18 protein-coding genes are annotated in these 15,606 nt (G+C 61.3%); 5 read left to right on the top strand and 13 right to left on the bottom strand.

Annotated features, from left to right (window positions below; all coding sequences use genetic code 11):
* Positions 1-49 precede the first annotated feature (49 nt).
* Positions 50-310, top strand: a complete 261-nt coding sequence (locus VI26_RS14705) for an AlpA family transcriptional regulator (protein WP_048410509.1) — start codon at positions 50-52, stop codon at positions 308-310.
* Positions 311-312: 2 nt separating this feature from the next.
* Here VI26_RS14705 and VI26_RS14710 read toward each other — a convergent pair whose 3' ends face one another.
* The 4 genes from VI26_RS14710 to smpB all read right to left on the bottom strand — a co-directional run bounded on the left by VI26_RS14710 (position 313) and on the right by smpB (position 4,317).
* Entirely contained in the window at positions 313-1,539 is a 1,227-nt protein-coding gene (locus VI26_RS14710; RefSeq protein WP_048410510.1) for a site-specific integrase, read from the bottom strand.
* 296 nt (positions 1,540-1,835) lie between these two features.
* A complete protein-coding gene (guaA, locus tag VI26_RS14715) occupies positions 1,836-3,419 on the bottom strand; it encodes a glutamine-hydrolyzing GMP synthase (protein WP_156183897.1) in 1,584 nt (527 codons plus the stop codon).
* An 86-nt stretch (positions 3,420-3,505) separates the two neighbouring features.
* Positions 3,506-3,862 carry a hypothetical protein gene (locus VI26_RS14720; RefSeq protein WP_048410512.1) on the bottom strand — a complete coding sequence of 119 codons (357 nt, stop codon included), beginning with the start codon at positions 3,860-3,862 and terminating at the stop codon, positions 3,506-3,508.
* Positions 3,862-4,317, bottom strand: coding sequence for an SsrA-binding protein SmpB (gene smpB, locus VI26_RS14725; RefSeq protein ID WP_048410513.1), 456 nt, complete (start codon positions 4,315-4,317; stop codon positions 3,862-3,864). Before smpB ends, VI26_RS14720 begins: the two co-directional genes overlap by 1 nt.
* Positions 4,318-4,526: 209 nt before the next feature.
* Here smpB and VI26_RS14730 point away from each other — a divergent pair, with 209 nt between their 5' ends.
* Together VI26_RS14730 and VI26_RS14735 are read left to right on the top strand one after the other, a co-directional pair.
* Positions 4,527-4,964, top strand: a complete 438-nt coding sequence (locus tag VI26_RS14730) for a type II toxin-antitoxin system RatA family toxin (protein ID WP_048410514.1) — start codon at positions 4,527-4,529, stop codon at positions 4,962-4,964.
* On the top strand, positions 4,957-5,271 hold the full coding sequence (locus tag VI26_RS14735) for an RnfH family protein (protein WP_048410599.1): 315 nt from the start codon (positions 4,957-4,959) through the stop codon (positions 5,269-5,271). Before VI26_RS14730 ends, VI26_RS14735 begins: the two co-directional genes overlap by 8 nt.
* 36 nt (positions 5,272-5,307) lie before the next feature.
* Here the strand turns inward: VI26_RS14735 and VI26_RS14740 are convergent, their stop codons facing one another.
* The 5 genes from VI26_RS14740 to VI26_RS14760 form a co-directional block, all read right to left on the bottom strand.
* Positions 5,308-7,107 (bottom strand): GGDEF domain-containing protein, encoded by a 1,800-nt coding sequence (locus tag VI26_RS14740; protein WP_048410515.1) that lies wholly within the window; start codon positions 7,105-7,107, stop codon positions 5,308-5,310.
* A gap of 81 nt (positions 7,108-7,188) precedes the next feature.
* Complete coding sequence (gene ftsB, locus VI26_RS14745) at positions 7,189-7,479, bottom strand: cell division protein FtsB (RefSeq protein WP_019103546.1); 291 nt, start codon at positions 7,477-7,479, stop codon at positions 7,189-7,191.
* 3 nt (positions 7,480-7,482) lie between these two features.
* Positions 7,483-8,766, bottom strand: a complete 1,284-nt coding sequence (gene eno / locus VI26_RS14750) for a phosphopyruvate hydratase (RefSeq protein WP_048410516.1) — start codon at positions 8,764-8,766, stop codon at positions 7,483-7,485.
* An 81-nt stretch (positions 8,767-8,847) separates the two neighbouring features.
* Complete coding sequence (kdsA, locus tag VI26_RS14755; protein WP_048410517.1) at positions 8,848-9,699, bottom strand: 3-deoxy-8-phosphooctulonate synthase; 852 nt, start codon at positions 9,697-9,699, stop codon at positions 8,848-8,850.
* Entirely contained in the window at positions 9,696-11,342 is a 1,647-nt protein-coding gene (locus VI26_RS14760) for a CTP synthase (RefSeq protein WP_048410518.1), read from the bottom strand. The genes kdsA and VI26_RS14760 overlap by 4 nt, the downstream gene beginning before the upstream one ends.
* 291 nt (positions 11,343-11,633) lie before the next feature.
* On the opposite strand from VI26_RS14760, the gene rpmB reads away from it, so the two are divergent.
* Both rpmB and rpmG read left to right on the top strand, forming a co-directional pair.
* The gene (gene rpmB, locus VI26_RS14765; RefSeq protein WP_011137003.1) at positions 11,634-11,867 is read left to right on the top strand and encodes a 50S ribosomal protein L28; all 234 of its coding nucleotides are present in this window, start codon (positions 11,634-11,636) and stop codon (positions 11,865-11,867) included.
* Positions 11,868-11,903: 36 nt separating this feature from the next.
* Positions 11,904-12,059 carry a 50S ribosomal protein L33 gene (rpmG, locus tag VI26_RS14770; RefSeq protein ID WP_017506994.1) on the top strand — a complete coding sequence of 52 codons (156 nt, stop codon included), beginning with the start codon at positions 11,904-11,906 and terminating at the stop codon, positions 12,057-12,059.
* Positions 12,060-12,350: 291 nt separating this feature from the next.
* Here rpmG and VI26_RS14775 read toward each other — a convergent pair whose 3' ends face one another.
* Genes VI26_RS14775 through VI26_RS14790 form a run of 4 tightly spaced genes read right to left on the bottom strand, consistent with a single transcriptional unit; the run spans position 12,351 to position 15,601 of the window.
* A complete protein-coding gene (locus VI26_RS14775) occupies positions 12,351-13,217 on the bottom strand; it encodes a uracil-DNA glycosylase (protein ID WP_048410519.1) in 867 nt (288 codons plus the stop codon).
* Positions 13,214-13,657 carry a ribosomal protein S18-alanine N-acetyltransferase gene (gene rimI / locus VI26_RS14780; protein WP_048410520.1) on the bottom strand — a complete coding sequence of 148 codons (444 nt, stop codon included), beginning with the start codon at positions 13,655-13,657 and terminating at the stop codon, positions 13,214-13,216. The genes VI26_RS14775 and rimI overlap by 4 nt, the downstream gene beginning before the upstream one ends.
* A complete protein-coding gene (tsaB, locus tag VI26_RS14785) occupies positions 13,654-14,328 on the bottom strand; it encodes a tRNA (adenosine(37)-N6)-threonylcarbamoyltransferase complex dimerization subunit type 1 TsaB (RefSeq protein ID WP_048410521.1) in 675 nt (224 codons plus the stop codon). Before tsaB ends, rimI begins: the two co-directional genes overlap by 4 nt.
* 49 nt (positions 14,329-14,377) lie before the next feature.
* A complete protein-coding gene (locus VI26_RS14790; RefSeq protein WP_048410522.1) occupies positions 14,378-15,601 on the bottom strand; it encodes an EAL and HDOD domain-containing protein in 1,224 nt (407 codons plus the stop codon).
* Positions 15,602-15,606: the final 5 nt, after the last annotated feature.

Genomic DNA, 15,606 nt, shown 5'->3' on the forward strand with positions numbered 1-15,606 from the left:
GGGCTGCCCGAGGGCGGCCCTTCACCATTTTTTTAGATAAGGAATTGCAATGAATACCAACCTGAAACGCACCATCCGCCGCGACGAGCTGCGCAAAATGGTCCCGCTGGCTGACTCGACTATCTACGAGATGGAGCGCCGCGGAGAGTTCCCGAAGCGCTTCCCGCTTACCGCCCGCTGCGTGGTCTGGGATTATGACGAGGTGGCGGACTGGATTCAGGCGCGCAAAGAGGCCGTCAACGACGCAGAAAAGGTTCTCGGGCCGGATGTCCACCAGCGCAAGACACGGCCCACAAAGAAGGCCGCATGAGCCTACATCGTGGGCGGCAGGAGCGAAGGCTTGTATGGTTTTCCTGCGATCCAGCCGTCCACCATGCTTGCCCACTCCTGCAGCATATGCTGCCGCTGCACAGAGTATTCCGCCTTGTTGTACACCGCGCGCACGCCTTTCTGTTCGTGCGCCAGACACTTCTCGATCCAATCGCTATTGAATCCCGCCTCATGGAGGAGCGACGAGCCAGTCCGCCGCAGGTCGTGGACAGAAAATGGCTCGAGCGCCTGGCCCTGCGCCTGCGCCCGCTCCACCGTCACATCAATGACCCGGTTCAGGGTCGAATTCGACATTCCCTTATCCCCTTCATAGCGCGACGGCAGAATGAACTTCGAGCCGCCGGCGCACGTCTTGAGCGCCACCATGATGTCGAAGGCCTGCTGGGCCAGGTAGACGTTATGCGGCCGGCGCGCCTTCATCCTGCCCGCCGGGATGGTCCACACCGCATCTGTAAAATTCACCTCGTCCCAAGTCGCATTGAGCAGCTCGCTCTTGCGCACCATCGTGAGCAGTACCAGCTTGAGCGCCAGGCGGATAGTCGGCAGCGTGCTGACGTTCTCCAACTGTGCGAAGAAGATCTGGATCTCGTCCGGAGATAGTGCGCGATCCTTTGGCTTGAAGGTTGCGATCGACGACGCGCTGACGGTATCGGCCGGGTTCACAACTTTCTGCCCCTTCCCGATGGCCCAGCGGTAAATCTGCTGGACGATCTCGCGCGCGTGTACGGCCGTCGCCGGCGCGCCGCGCTCCTTTATCTTGTCGCACAGGTCGCGCAGGTCTTCGTCGCTGATCTCGCTGAGCTTACGATTCTTGAAGGTGGGCAAGATATCGCGGTTCAGGATGCTCTCGCGCATGGCCTTGGTGCTCTCGGCCATGGCGTAATCTTCCAGCCAAGCGACGGTAAACTCGCCGAAGGTCTTGGCGGCCCGTTCTTGCTTTTTGCCGCGCTGCTTTTCCTTGGCCGGCGACTTTCCGGCGGCGATGTCCTTCTTGGCCTCGATCAGGGCCTCGCGCGCGGCGGCCAGGGTGATGCCGGCCGGCCCATATCGGCCAATGGTCAGGGTTTCGCGACGGTTGTTCAGACGGTAGTCGTAACGGAATGTGATGGTGCCGGCAGGGGACACGGCTACATAGAGGCCGTCGCGGTCGGCGACCTTGTAAAGCTTGTCCTGTGGCTTGAGATTCTTCAGCTTGGTATCTGTCAGCACGGTTACCGTCTCCGGGGGCAGGTTTTTACCGTCATCGCCAGGGCTGGCGGTAAAACCGCTAAAAGCCGCGCCAGTGCTGAATATCAGCCTGATTTATACCGTCAGAATGCGCTTTGCGCTGTGACGGTATGGTGTTTTGAGTCGATGAAACGGATAGGGAATACCGTCAAGAATACCGGTAAAAAATTCCGTCTTCAATCGATAGTTGTCGAAAGCAGAAAAGAGAAAGCCCCGAGCTAATACCCGGGGCTGCTGATTTTTACGATAGCTGCTGAATGTCAGCGACTAATGCAATATTATTCCCACTCGATCGTGGCAGGCGGTTTGCCGGACACGTCGTACACTACGCGGTTGATGCCCTTGACCTCGTTGATGATGCGGTTGGATGCGCGGCCCAGCAGGCTGTACGGCAACTCCGCCCAGTGCGCGGTCATGAAGTCGCTGGTGACCACGGCGCGCAGCGCGACGACGTAGTCGTAAGTGCGGCCATCGCCCATCACGCCGACCGATTTCACCGGCAGGAACACGGCGAAGGCCTGGCTGGTCAGTTCGTACCAGTTCTTGCCGGTTTTCTCATCCACGGTGTTGCGCAGTTCTTCGATGAAGATGGCGTCGGCCTGGCGCAGCAGATCGGCGTATTCTTTCTTCACTTCGCCGAGGATGCGCACGCCCAGGCCCGGGCCCGGGAAGGGGTGGCGGTACACCATGTCGTGCGGCAGGCCGAGCGCGACGCCCAGCTGGCGCACTTCGTCCTTGAACAGCTCGCGCAGCGGTTCCAGCAGCTTGAGGTTCATGTCTTCCGGCAGGCCGCCCACATTGTGGTGGCTCTTGATGGTGTGGGCCTTCTTGGTCTTGGCGCCGGCGGATTCGATCACGTCCGGGTAGATGGTGCCCTGGGCCAGCCATTTGGCGTTGCTGAGCTTGCCGGATTCGCGGTCGAACACCTCGATGAATTCCGCGCCGATGATCTTGCGCTTCTTCTCCGGATCGCTCTCGCCGGCCAGCTTGCTCATGAAGTCGGCTTCCGCCTGCACGTGCACCACTTTCACGCCCAGGTTCTGCGCGAACATTTCCATCACCATCTTGCCTTCGTTCAGGCGCAGCAGGCCGTGATCTACGAAGACGCAGGTCAGTTGCGGGCCGATGGCGCGGTGGATCAGCGCTGCGGCCACCGAGGAGTCCACGCCGCCGGACAGGCCGAGGATGACTTCTTCGTCGCCCACTTGCTCGCGGATTTTCTTTACCGCTTCGTCGATGTAGTTGGGCATGGTCCAACTGGGCTTGCAGCCGGCCACGTGCAGCACGAAGCGGTGGATCATTTCGGTGCCGCGCTTGGTGTGGGTCACTTCCGGGTGGAACTGCACGCCGTAGAGGCCGCGGCTCTCGTCGGCCATCGCCGCGATCGGGCAGGACGGGGTCTCGGCGATCACGTTGAAACCCGGCGGCAGGCCGGTGACTTTGTCGCCGTGGCTCATCCAGACGTCGAGGAAGCCGTTGCCGGCGTCGTCCACCTGATCCTGCAGGCCTTCCAGCAGTTTGGAGTGGTGACGCGCCTTGATCTGGGCGTAGCCGAACTCGCGCTTGTCGCCGGCTTCCACTTTGCCGCCGAAGGTCTGGGCCATGAACTGCATGCCGTAGCAGATGCCCAGCACCGGAACGCCGAGCTCGAACAGCGCCGGATCGGCCTGGTAGTCGGATTCGTATACCGAGTTGGGGCCGCCGGAAAGAATGATGGCCTTGGGCGCGAACGCGCGGATCTCGTCCAGCGACATGTCAAAAGAATGAAGCTCACAGTAGACGTGAGCTTCGCGTACGCGGCGGGCAATCAGCTGGGTGACCTGAGAGCCGAAATCGAGAATGAGGATTTTGTCCATGCCTATCCTTCAGGAGATGTTGTCAGCCGTGTGGCCATGACGATTGAGATGTTGTGACGGGCGGCGAGCCGTGCGGCGGTGCGCGCCCGAATTCATTGTTCGATGTCCCGCGGCGGCAGCCGGCTGTGGCGGCGGCTGCGCTCCGGAATCTGCTCGCTGCGCGCCAGCAGCATCAGCAGGCCGGCGATGATCATGCCGAACGACAGCAGATGGCTTGGACGCAGGCCGGAATTGTCGTACAGATAGATGGCGGCGCCGGCGTAGATCAGCAGCGGGCTGGTGATCAAGGTGGACTTGTTGAAGCCGTCGACGATGAACAGCAGAACGCCGGCGGCGGCCAGCAGCAGCGCGAGCAGGGTGGAGGTATTGGGCAGCAGCGAGGTGCTCTTCAGGAACCAGACCGATCCCAGGCAGATCAGCACGATGGGCAGGGCGGCGCTGCGGTTCATCAGGCGGCTCCGCGCTGGTTCTTCATGAAGCGCTGCTTCTCGCGCTGCCATTCGCGGTCCTTCTCGGTGTCGCGCTTGTCGTGCAGCTTCTTGCCCTTGGCCAGCCCCACTTCCGCCTTGACGTTGCCGCGGGTGTAGTGCAGGTCCAGCGCCATCATGGTGTAGCCGGCGCGTTCAACCTTGCCGATGAAGCGATTGATCTGCTCTTGCGACAGCAGCAGCTTGCGCGGGCGCACCGGGTCGGCCTTGACGTGGGTGGAGGCGGATTGCAGCGGCGTGATATGGCAGCCGATCAGCCAGAACGCGCCGTTTTTCCAGTCCACGTAGCTTTCCTTCAGCTGGACGCGGCCGGCGCGTATGGCCTTGACTTCCCAACCTTCCAGCACGAGCCCGGCTTCGAGCTTTTCCTCGATGAAGTAGTCGTGGAAGGCTTTGCGGTTCTGGATGATGCTCATGTCGGCTATCGGAGTATCTTTGGGGTGAATCCTCCATTGTACCAGAAGCCGGCCGCTTGCCAAAGCCATGAAAATACAGCGCTTTGGCGCGTGCGGGCGGACGCGGGCGGGTGGGCCGCGCCGGATTTTGCTAAACTTGCGATTTTACCGGTGCCGACGATTTCCCCCGCCGCGGCGCGGGATGGGCGCAGACGATAAGCGAGCGATGGATGCAGGTGGTTGAGAAAAGCGTGCTGGTGGCGCACACGCCGGCGCAGATGTTTGCGCTGGTTGACGATATTGAACATTACAGCCGGTTCCTGCCCTGGTGCGGCAAGACCGAAGTGCTGTCACGGGAGGGCGACCAGGTGGTGGCCAGCCTGCACATCGATTACCTGAAGGTGAAGCAGCATTTCACCACCCGCAACACCAATCAGCCGGGTGAGTCCATTCTGATGGAACTGGTGGACGGTCCGTTCGAGCAGCTGGAAGGGCGCTGGCACTTCAAGCCCCTGGGCGAGATCGGCTGCAAGGTGGAGTTTCGCCTCAGCTATCAGTTTTCCAGCAAGATACTGGAAATGGTCATCGGGCCGGTGTTCGGTCATATTTCCGGCACCCTGGTGGATGCCTTCATCAAGGAGGCCGACAAGGTTTATGGCGATGACTGAGACGGTGCAGGTGCAGGTGGAGGTGGCGCTGGCCTTGCCCGAGCGTCAGGAACTGGTGGTCTTGCAGGTGGCGGCGGGGACGACCGCGCGTCAGGCGGTGGAGCTGTCCGGCTTGCTGGCGCGCTGCCCGCAATTGGAGCCGGATAGCCTGAAGCTGGGCATCTTCGGCAAGGCGGTCAAGGATGATGCGGCGCTGCGCGAGCATGATAGGGTGGAAATCTACCGGCCCTTGATCGCCGACCCCAAGACGGTGCGGCGCCAGCGCGCCGAGGCCGGCAAGAGGATGAAAAAAGGCGGCGGTAACTAGCCGCCGCCGAGAGGAAGTCGAAGCGTCGCTCAGGGCTTATAACTGCGGCGCCATCAGCGACGGCGGTTGTTCCTCCGCGGAGTGCACCCGGTTCTTGCCGTTGAGCTTGGCCTGGTACATCGCTTGGTCGGCGCGTTCCAGCACATCGGCTTCTTGCTCGCCCAGATGCCATTTGGCGACACCGGCGCTGAAGGTGATCAGCAAGCGATCGTTGTTGGCCAGGAAAAAGGTCTTGGTCAGTTCACGCTGCAGCCGCTGCACGGTGGAGACGGCCTCGTCTTCCGGGGTGTCCGGCATCAGGATCACGAATTCCTCGCCGCCGAAACGAGCGACGATGTCGGCTGGACGCAGGCTGTGCTTGATGGTGTCCACCAGGTATTTCAAGGCGTCGTCGCCGGCCAGGTGGCCGTATTTGTCGTTCAGCTGCTTGAAGTTGTCGACATCCAGCAGCGCTAGGCTCAGCGGCGCGCCGGTGCGTTCGGCGCGGCTGATTTCGCGCTGGAAGTGCTCGGCCAGACCGCGGCGGTTGAAAGCGCCGGTCAACTGGTCTTCGCGCACTTTGGCGCTGGCGGCTTCCAGCGCGCCCTCCAGTTCGGCGATCCTCTGCTCGGCGGCTTCCACCTGTTCCTTGGCGGACAGCAGTTCGTCGCGGGAGCGGGTCAGGTCCAGCTGCATCAGCGAGGTGTCTTCCATCAGCAGGCCGATGATGCTGCCCAGTTCTTCCACATTCTGCGATTGCTTGATGCGGTCGCTGTGATCCTTGATCTTGTTCTGGAAGTCGTCGGTGCTGTCGGTCATCATCGCCAGCCGCGAGATGAAGCGGTCCAGCAGCGAGCGCAAGGAACTGGCGGCCTCGTCCAGCGAGGTTTTCAGCTGGCCTTGCTTGCGGATCACGTCCTTGAGGCTGGACTCCATCTGGTAGACCTGCTGCATGGACAAGGGCTCATGGCTGAGGATGTCCTGCAGAGTGTTCACCTGTCCTACCAGATAAGTGTCCGATTGATTGAGTTCGGCGATGTTTTCCAGTAGCAGGCGCAGCAGATTGGTCATCGCCGATACCAGGCGGTTGTCCTGTTGCGACTGCAGTTCCAGCTTGATCATGAAGGCGCGCAGCTTGGGCATGTAAGCGTTGAGCGTGGCGTCGTCGGCAACCTGGTTCAGTTCATTCAGCAGCGTTTCCAGCGCGTCCACCAGCTCTGGGTAGCTGGTCAGTCGCGGCTCCAGGCCGTGCTTGAGGGCGAAGGCCAGCGTGCGCTGCCAGGCCAGCCAGCTGTCGCCCAGGTTTTCCTCATTGTCTCCGCTTGCGGTCGGCGCGGCGGCTTCGGCCGCGGTGTTGGCGGGGGCACCGGGCGGGGCGGACTGGGTCCAGTTCTGGATCAGCGTGGCCAGCTTCTGGTTCAATTCGTCGGGCTGATTGCCGTAGTTGATCAGCACCCGCTCCAGCGTGGATTGCTTGTGGTGCTGCGGCATATTGGGCAGCCGCAAATCCCAGTTGCGGATCAGGTTCTGGATCAGGGTGCCCCAGCTGTGCTGCTGCTGGTTGGTGTTGAGGGTGGAGCGCAGGAAGTCGATGATCAGCTGCGGCGCTTGTTCCCAGCGGTTTTCATCGAATACCTGTTTGAGACGGGTCAGCGTGACCTTGGCCTGCACGCTGTCCTGAGGCAGGGTTTCCAGCGCGCGCAACAGCAGCACGGCGAGCTTGTTGTCGCGGTCGACTGGTGTTTGGGTCAGCTCATGATAGACCCGCTCGAAGTTTTCCGGCGTAGGCAACAGCTTGCGCACTGTCAGCTGTTTGAGCGTTTCACGTGCGACTTCGATGGGGTTTTGTGTTGTCATTGCCCAAACCTTGGACTTTTTTAGACCGGACGTCATTCTTGTTGTCTGTTCAGCTCTACTCGTGCGGGTCCGGGCTGATGTTTAGCGTGGCGTTGGCTTCACCGGATCCAGCAATTGGAAAAATACTTCACCATTCCGAATCATGCCAAGTTCATTGCGGGCCCTCTCCTCGATGGCATCGGTCCCCTGTTTTAAGTCGCGCACTTCCGCGTCCAGCGCGGCGTTGCGGGCCACCAGCTTTTGCGTGGTCGCCCGCTGTTCCTGTAGTTGCTTGTCCAGCTGCCAGACTCTGAGCCAGCTTCCTTTGCCAAACCACAACGGCCATTGAAGGGCCAGTATTACTGTCACCAGAGTCAGGGTCAGCCAGCGCATAGTTTACTTCAGGTGGTAAAAGGCGGCTTTGCCCGGGTAGTAGGCGGCGTCGCCCAGCTCTTCCTCGATGCGCAGCAGCTGATTGTATTTCGCCATGCGGTCGGAACGGGATAGCGAGCCGGTCTTGATCTGCATGCAGTTGGTGGCAACGGCCAGATCCGCGATGGTGCTGTCTTCTGTTTCGCCGGAGCGATGGCTCATAACGCTGGTATAGCGGGAACGCTTGGCGAGATCAACCGCTTTCAGCGTTTCCGACAAGGTGCCGATCTGGTTGACCTTGACCAGCAGCGAGTTGGCCAGGCCGCCTTCGATGCCCTTGGCCAGGATCTTGGGGTTGGTCACGAACAGGTCGTCGCCGACGATCTGCACGCGGGAGCCCAGGCGTTCGGTCAGCAGTTTCCAGCCGTCCCAGTCGTGCTCGCTCATGCCGTCCTCGATCGAGAGGATGGGGTAGTTGTTGACCAGGGTTTCCAGGTAGTCGGTGAACTGTTCGGAGCTCAGCTGCAGGCCTTCTGCGGTCAGGTGGTACTTGCCGTCCTTGTAGAACTCGGAGGAGGCGCAGTCCAGCGCCAGCATCACGTCCTGGCCGGCCACGTAGCCGGCGGCGTCAACGGCTTCCAGGATCAGCTTGATCGCGTCTTCATGGCTGCTCAGATTGGGCGCGAAGCCGCCTTCATCGCCGACGGTGGTGGCATAGCCTTTCTGGTCGCAGATCTTCTTCAGGCTGTGGAAGATTTCCGCACCGCAGCGCAGTGCTTCGCGGAAGGTTTGCGCGCCCACCGGCATGATCATGAACTCCTGGATGTCCAGGGTGTTGTTGGCGTGAGCGCCGCCGTTGATCACATTCATCATCGGTACCGGCAGGGCCATCGGGCCAGCGCCGCCCAGGTAACGGTACAGCGGCAGGCCGGCGTCTTCGGCTGCGGCGCGGGCCACGGCCATGGACACGGCCAACAGCGCGTTGGCGCCGAGGCGGGATTTGGTTTCGGTGCCGTCCAGTTCGATCAGGGTCTTGTCGATGAAGGCCTGGTCACTGGCGTCGAGGCCGATGATGGCTTCGCAGATTTCGGTGTTGATGTTTTCCACCGCCTTCAACACGCCCTTGCCCAGGTAACGGCTCTTGTCGCCGTCGCGCAGTTCCAGCGCTTCCTTTTCGCCGGTGGAGGCGCCGCTGGGCACCGCCGCGCGGCCCATCACGCCGGATTCCAGCAATACGTCCGCTTCCACGGTCGGATTGCCGCGCGAATCCAGAATCTCACGAGCTACCACATCGATGATCGAACTCATTTACATTTCCTTCAAAGGCTGGTTGTGTTCGGGCGGAGGGCGCGCAACCGGCCTTGGCCGGTTGCGATCTGCGCCTGCCGTTTACAGGGAGTGTTCCGGCCAGGGATTCTGCTTGACCAGCGCGTCCAGCGACTTGAGCGTGGTCAGCAATTCCTTCATGCGCGGCAGCGGCCAGGCGTTGGGGCCATCGGACATCGCGCAGGCGGGATCGGGGTGGGTTTCCATGAAGATGCCGGCGATGCCGGCCGCCACCGCGGCGCGCGCCAGCACCGGCACGAACTCGCGCTGGCCGCCGGACGAAGTGCCCTGGCCGCCGGGCAGCTGCACCGAGTGAGTGGCGTCGTAGACCACCGGGCACTGGGTGTCGCGCATGATCATCAGCGAGCGCATGTCGGATACCAGGTTGTTGTAGCCGAAGGACACGCCGCGTTCGCAGGACATGAAGCTGTCTTCCTCGAGATTGGCTTCGCGCGCGGCGGCGCGGGCCTTGTCGATGACGTTCTTCATGTCGCCCGGGGCCAGGAACTGCCCCTTCTTGATGTTGACCGGCTTGCCGCATTGAGCGACGGCGCGGATGAAGTCGGTCTGACGACACAGGAAGGCCGGGGTCTGCAACACGTCGACCACGCTGGCGACTTGCACGATCTCGTTCTCATTGTGCACATCGGTCAGCACCGGCACGCCGATCTGGCGCTTCACTTCCGAGAGGATGCGCAGGCCTTCATCGATGCCGAAGCCGCGGAAGGAGCCGCCGGACGAGCGGTTGGCCTTGTCGTAGCTCGATTTGTAGATGAAGTTGATGCCCAGCTCGGCGGTGATTTCCTTGAGCTGGCCGGCGGTGTCCAGCGCCATCTGCTCGCTTTCGATCACGCAGGGACCTGCGATCAGGAACAGCGGATGATTGAGGCCGACTTCGAATCCGCACAGTTTCATGCTTTAGATCCTTGCTTGTCCGCTTGATATTGCAGCGCCGCTTTCACGTAGGAGATGAACAGCGGGTGGCCGTCGCGCGGAGTCGAGGTGAATTCCGGGTGGAACTGGCAGGCGAAGAACCAGCGGTGATTGGCCAGCTCAATGGTTTCCACCAGTTTCTCGTGGCCGGCGGAGCGGCCGCTGATGGTCAGGCCAGCCTGTTCCAGACGCTGGATGTAGTAGTTGTTGACTTCGTAGCGGTGACGATGGCGTTCCACGATTTCATGGTTACCGTAGATCTTGGCCGCCAGGGACTCCGGAACGAGATCGCATTGCTGGCCGCCCAGGCGCATGGTGCCGCCCAGATTGGAGTTCTCGTCGCGCTTTTCCACCTTGCCGTCGTGGTTGACCCATTCGTCGATCAGGGCCACCACCGGGAAATCGGTGTCGAGGTCGAATTCGGTGGAGTTGGCGCCGGCCATGCCGGCCACGTCGCGCGCGTACTCGATCAGCGCGATCTGCATGCCCAGGCAGATGCCCATATAGGGGATGTTGTTCTCACGGGCGAACTTCACCGCCTTGATCTTGCCTTCCACGCCGCGCTTGCCGAAGCCGCCCGGCACCAGGATGGCGTCCATGTCCTTCAGCGAATCGGCGCCGTCGCGCTCGATTTCCTCGGAGTCGACATAGATGATGTTGACGTTGGTGCGGGTGTGGATGCCAGCGTGCTTCAGCGCCTCGGTCAGCGACTTGTAGGATTCGGTCAGGTCGACGTACTTGCCCACCATCGCGATATTGATGCTGTGGTCCGGGTGCTCGATCGCGTCGATGATGCGGCCCCATACCGACAGATCCGCCTTGGGCAGATCCAGCTGCAGCTGCTCGGCGATGATGTCGTCAATGCCTTGGCCGTGAAGCATGGCCGGCACTTTGTAGATGGAGTCCGAATCGTAACAGCCGATGACCGCGTTTTCCTCAACGTTGCAGAACAGCGCGATCTTGCGTTTTTCGTCTTCCGGCAGTTCGCGGTCCATCCGGCACAGCAGCACATCCGGCTGAATGCCGATCTCGCGCAGCTCTTTCACCGAGTGCTGGGTGGGCTTGGTCTTGATCTCGCCGGCGGTGGCGATGTAGGGCACGTAGGACAGGTGCACATACAGGGTGTTCTTGCGGCCCAGGTTGGAGCGCATCTGGCGGATGGCTTCCAGGAAGGGCAGCGATTCGATATCGCCGACGGTGCCGCCGATTTCAACGATGGCGACATCGGCATCGGCCGCGCCTTCGTGCATCTTCAGCTTGATTTCGTCGGTGATGTGCGGGATCACCTGCACGGTGCCGCCGAGGTAGTCGCCGCGACGTTCCTTGGTGATGACCGATTCGTAAACCTGACCGGTGGTGAAGTTGTTGCTTTTCTTCATCTTCGCGTGGATGAAGCGCTCGTAGTGACCCAGGTCGAGGTCGGTTTCCGCGCCGTCTTCGGTGACGAACACCTCGCCGTGCTGGAACGGGCTCATGGTGCCCGGGTCGACGTTGATATAGGGGTCGAGCTTCAGCATGGTGACTTTCAGCCCGCGAGATTCAAGGATGGCGGCGATGGACGCAGCGGCAATGCCCTTACCCAGGGAGGACACCACACCGCCGGTTACGAAGATGTACTTGGTCATGAGATTACGGCTCTATGGGAATCCGGGATTCTACCCTGAAATCGTTGCGATTTGAATCGCTTCGAACCATGTTGTTGCATGTCGCGCCTAGGTGGCGACAGGAGCGGCGCGGACGGCCTTATCCTTGGTCGCAAGAAATGCTCGCATCCCTGTCGCAAATGCGGTACAATTGCCGCCGACTGTTTCATCCACGATCGCACCCTAAGCAGTAGGCGGGTGCGTTTTCTGCTTGAGTGTCTGGCTTTGTCTATGATATAAAGCCAGCTTTTACCGGTTTTGGGAGTGTTTAACATGGCGCGTGTTTGCAAAGTCACCGGCAAGCGTCCGATGACCGGGAACAATGTTTCCCACGCCAACAATAAGACTAAACGTCGTTTCCTGCCCAACCTGCAATATCGCAAGTTCTGGGTTGAGAGCGAAAACCGCTGGGTGCGTCTGCGCGTATCCAACGCGGCACTGCGTACCATCGACAAAGTTGGCATCGATGTAGTGCTGGCTGATCTGCGCGCTCGCGGCGAGATCTGATTGCGGTCAACCAGAGAAAGCTACTGAGGTAATAACATGCGCGATAAAATCAAGCTAGAGTCCACTGCTGGCACCGGCCACTTCTACACCACGACGAAAAACAAGCGTACGATGCCGGAAAAAATGGAGATCAAGAAATTTGATCCCGTTGCTCGCAAGCACGTTCTGTACAAAGAAACCAAGCTGAAATAAGCCGGTTTCCGCGGGAACGCAAAGAAGAGCCCTTCTCTGGTGCACGGAGAAGGGTTTTTTTATGGGCCGGTTTCTAGCCAGGTATCAAAAAACCCCGTCAGGTATGTGCCTGGCGGGGTTTTTTGCGCGGTTGAGAGCCGCTAATAACACCTCGCAGAGAACCTGAGCCAAGGCGCGCCGACGCAGGTAGTACAGGTGGTGCGACAAGGAGGCGCAACGCGGGGTCAGGGGTTTTGTTGGCGGGTCTAAAGCTGAGCTTGGGCTGTGTTTGTGTTCTTGCGCTAGCGATGCTCAAGACTGATCCCGGAGGCGGGCGAAGGTATTGCGGGCGAACACCAGATCCTGCCAGGCTTTGAGCTTGTCGGGTTGGTTGCGCAGCAGATAGGCGGGATGGTAGCTGACGATTAGCGGGATATCCTGATAGCTGTGCAGCTTGCCGCGCAACTGGCCTATGCTTTTTTCCGTCTGAAGCAGGGTTTGGGCGGCGAAACGGCCCAGCGCGAGGATCAGCGTGGGCTGGATGTGGCGGATCTGCTGGATCAGGTAGTTCTGGCAGGAGGCGATTTCATCGCCGCTGGGGTTGCGGTTGCCCGGCGGGCGGCATTTGAGCACATTGGCGATGTACACGTCCTGGTCACGGTCCAGGCCAGTGGCGCTCAGCATATTGTCCAGCAGCTGCCCGGCGCGGCCGACAAAGGGTAGGCCTTGTTTATCCTCTTGCTCGCCTGGCGCTTCGCCTATCAGCAGCCAGCGCGCCTGCTTGTTGCCGCGGCCGAACACGGTTTGGGTGCGGGTCTGGCACAGCCGGCAGTCGCGGCAGTCGCGCACGGCGCGCTCCAAGGCATCCCATTCCAGCAAGGGTGCCGCGGTGTCCGCAACCATGGCCGGCACGGCAGCCGGAGCGGCGACGGGTGTAGGCGCAGGCGTTGCCGCTTCGGCAGGGCTGGGCGCGGGCTGTGGCGGAGTGCTTGCTGGAGCGGGAGTGGCCAGGATGGGGGCGATGACGGCTGGGGCCGGCTCGGCGTTTGTGGTTTCCGCTGACTCTGCTTGACACAGGCTGCGCTGCAGCGCGGCCGGGTGTTGTTCGAACCAGCCCGGGCGGCCTTCCCAGCCGGGGCCCAGGCCGATCAGGCGTTGGATCTGCGCCGAGCGATTCATAATCCGGTCTCCATCAGGATGGCGTCCTCGCGGCCGTGGGCGCAGGGATAGTAGTTCTTGCGCAGGCCACTCTCGACAAAACCCTGGCGCTGATACAGATGTCGCGCGACGGCATTGCCGGCTCGTACTTCGAGAAACAGACGTCGCGCGCCAGCGGCGGCCAGGCTGGCGCTCAGTTCTCGCAGCAGTCGGCCGCCCAGCCCCTGGCCCTGCCATTGCGGGTCGATCACGATATTGAGTAGTTCCGCCTCGTCCAGCACGCTCTGGGTGACGGCGAAGCCCTGCAGCTGTTCCGCGGCGAACAAGCCGTGGAATTGGTGGCCGCAGCGCAGCGAGTCCTGGTATTGCGCCGCGGACCAGCCATGGGCGTGGGCGCGGCTTTCCAGTTCTGCCAGCTGGATGGCGTCGGTTGGGATGAAAATGCGATAGCCTTCGCTCATTTCTGCCGAGCCAGTTGCTGTTCTTGCGAGGTCAGCGCGACTTTATTGCGCACATAGAGCAATTCGGCCTCGCGCGCGGGCAGCAGCGGATAGCGACCGCTACGCGCCAGCGGGAAATAGGCGAGGGCATTGGGCAGCAATTCGGCGCGGACGATGGCTGCGCCGGCATTTTCCAGTAGCGCGGGATAGCGTTCGAAGCCGTCGCCGGCCGCGATCGAAACATCCTGCGGCCAGCTCAGCGCTTCAGGCGCGGCGACACTGATCGGACCCAGCCGTTCGGGCGCTCCAGCGTCCGTGACGCGGTAACAAGCGCTGTAGACCTGCTGCATCCTGGCGTCCAGGCAGACCAGCACCGTGCCGGCGCCGGCTTGCTGGGCGATATTGTCCAGCGTTGGAATGCAGATCACCGGGAGGCCGGCGGAGAAGGCCAGTCCTTGCGCTAGACCGCAGGCGATGCGCAGACCGGTGAAGGAGCCCGGGCCTTGGCCGAAGGCGATGGCGTCCAGTTGCTCCAGGCTGATCTCGGCTTGCTGCAGCAGGCGCGCCAGTTCCGGCAGCGCGCGCTCGGCGTGTTTCTGCTCGACTTTCTCGTGAAAGGAGAAGGTGCGCTCGCCGTTGTCTACGGCCAGGGATAGATACGAGGTGGAACAATCAATGGCAAGCAATTTCATCGGGGAATTCGGTCTCAAGCTTTAAGGCTGCGGGCTGCAAGACTGCGAATTATAAGCCGAGTTCTTCCACCCAGGCGAGCGCGGAGACATGGGCTTGATTGAATTGCTCGCTGTTGAGCTTGAGCTGGGCGCACAATTCGGGCACGCCGCTGAGCTGCCCGTGCTCGCAGGCCTTGACCAGCTTGAGGAAGCTGCTCATCGTGCCTTTTTCGTGCAGCAGCGCCTCGGTGATGGGGTCCGGCAGTTGCAGGTGTTCGAGGATATTGTCCATCGGCATGTCGAACAGCACGTCCAGCAGGCTGAACATGCCGATGATGAACAGATTGTCGCAGGTGTCGTGGCGTTCGCCGTGGGCCTTGCCCAGCAGTTCCATGAAGCGACCGCGGGTGACGGCGGTTTTTTGCAGCGCCGGCGGCGCATGGCCTTCGTCCGAGGCGGTGACCAGCAGCAGGGTCAGCCAGCGGTACAGCTTCTGGTAGCCCAGCACGGTGACGGCGTGGGAGAAGGAACTGATGCTGGTATTCAGACCTGCCGCGGCCGAATTGACGTAGCGCAGCAGCTTGTAGGACAGCGCCAGATCGCGCTTGAGCACTTGTTCGACATCGCGGATGTCGGCGTCCATGCGCAAGAGATTGAGCAGTTCCAGCGTGTTGCGGAAGGAGGGGTGGATGACCTTGGCGGACAGGGTTTCCGGCTGGGCGAAATAGAAGCCCTGGAAGCCGTCCATGCCCAATTCCTTGCATAGATGAAACTGAGCGTGGGTTTCCACGCGCTCGGCGATGCGTATCACCGGGTAGCTGCGCAGCCGCGACGCCAGCATCTGGAAGCGGTTGGTGTCGTGGTGCTGGATGTCCAGCTTGACGTAGTTGGCCAGTTCCAGGAAGGCTGCGGCCGGCGACTCGAAGCTGAAGTCGTCCAGCGAAATGCCGAAGCCCAGCGAGCGCAGATGGCGCGCGCGCGACAGCAGCTCATTGGAGGGCACGATGCGCGGCGAGATGTCGAGAATGACGCGGCGCGGCGGCAGCAGTTCAAGGAACTCGCTGCTAAGCATGGCTTCGCCGATATTGATGAAGGCCAGCTTGCTGCCGATCAGCCAACTGGTGCCCATATTGTTGAGCGTGTTGACCAGCACCTGGGTGTCGGCTTGCAATTCAGTATGCTTGCCGACGCCGGAGGCCTCGCCGCTGGGACGAAAAAGCAGCTCATAGCCTATGAGCTGCTGGTTGCGGTTGAGAACGGCCTGCCTGCCTATAAAGGCGCTAGTCGAGGTCATTGTCC

The sequence above is a fragment of the Chromobacterium sp. LK1 genome (genome assembly GCF_001043555.1).
GTDB classification, from domain to species: Bacteria; Pseudomonadota; Gammaproteobacteria; order Burkholderiales; family Chromobacteriaceae; genus Chromobacterium; species Chromobacterium aquaticum.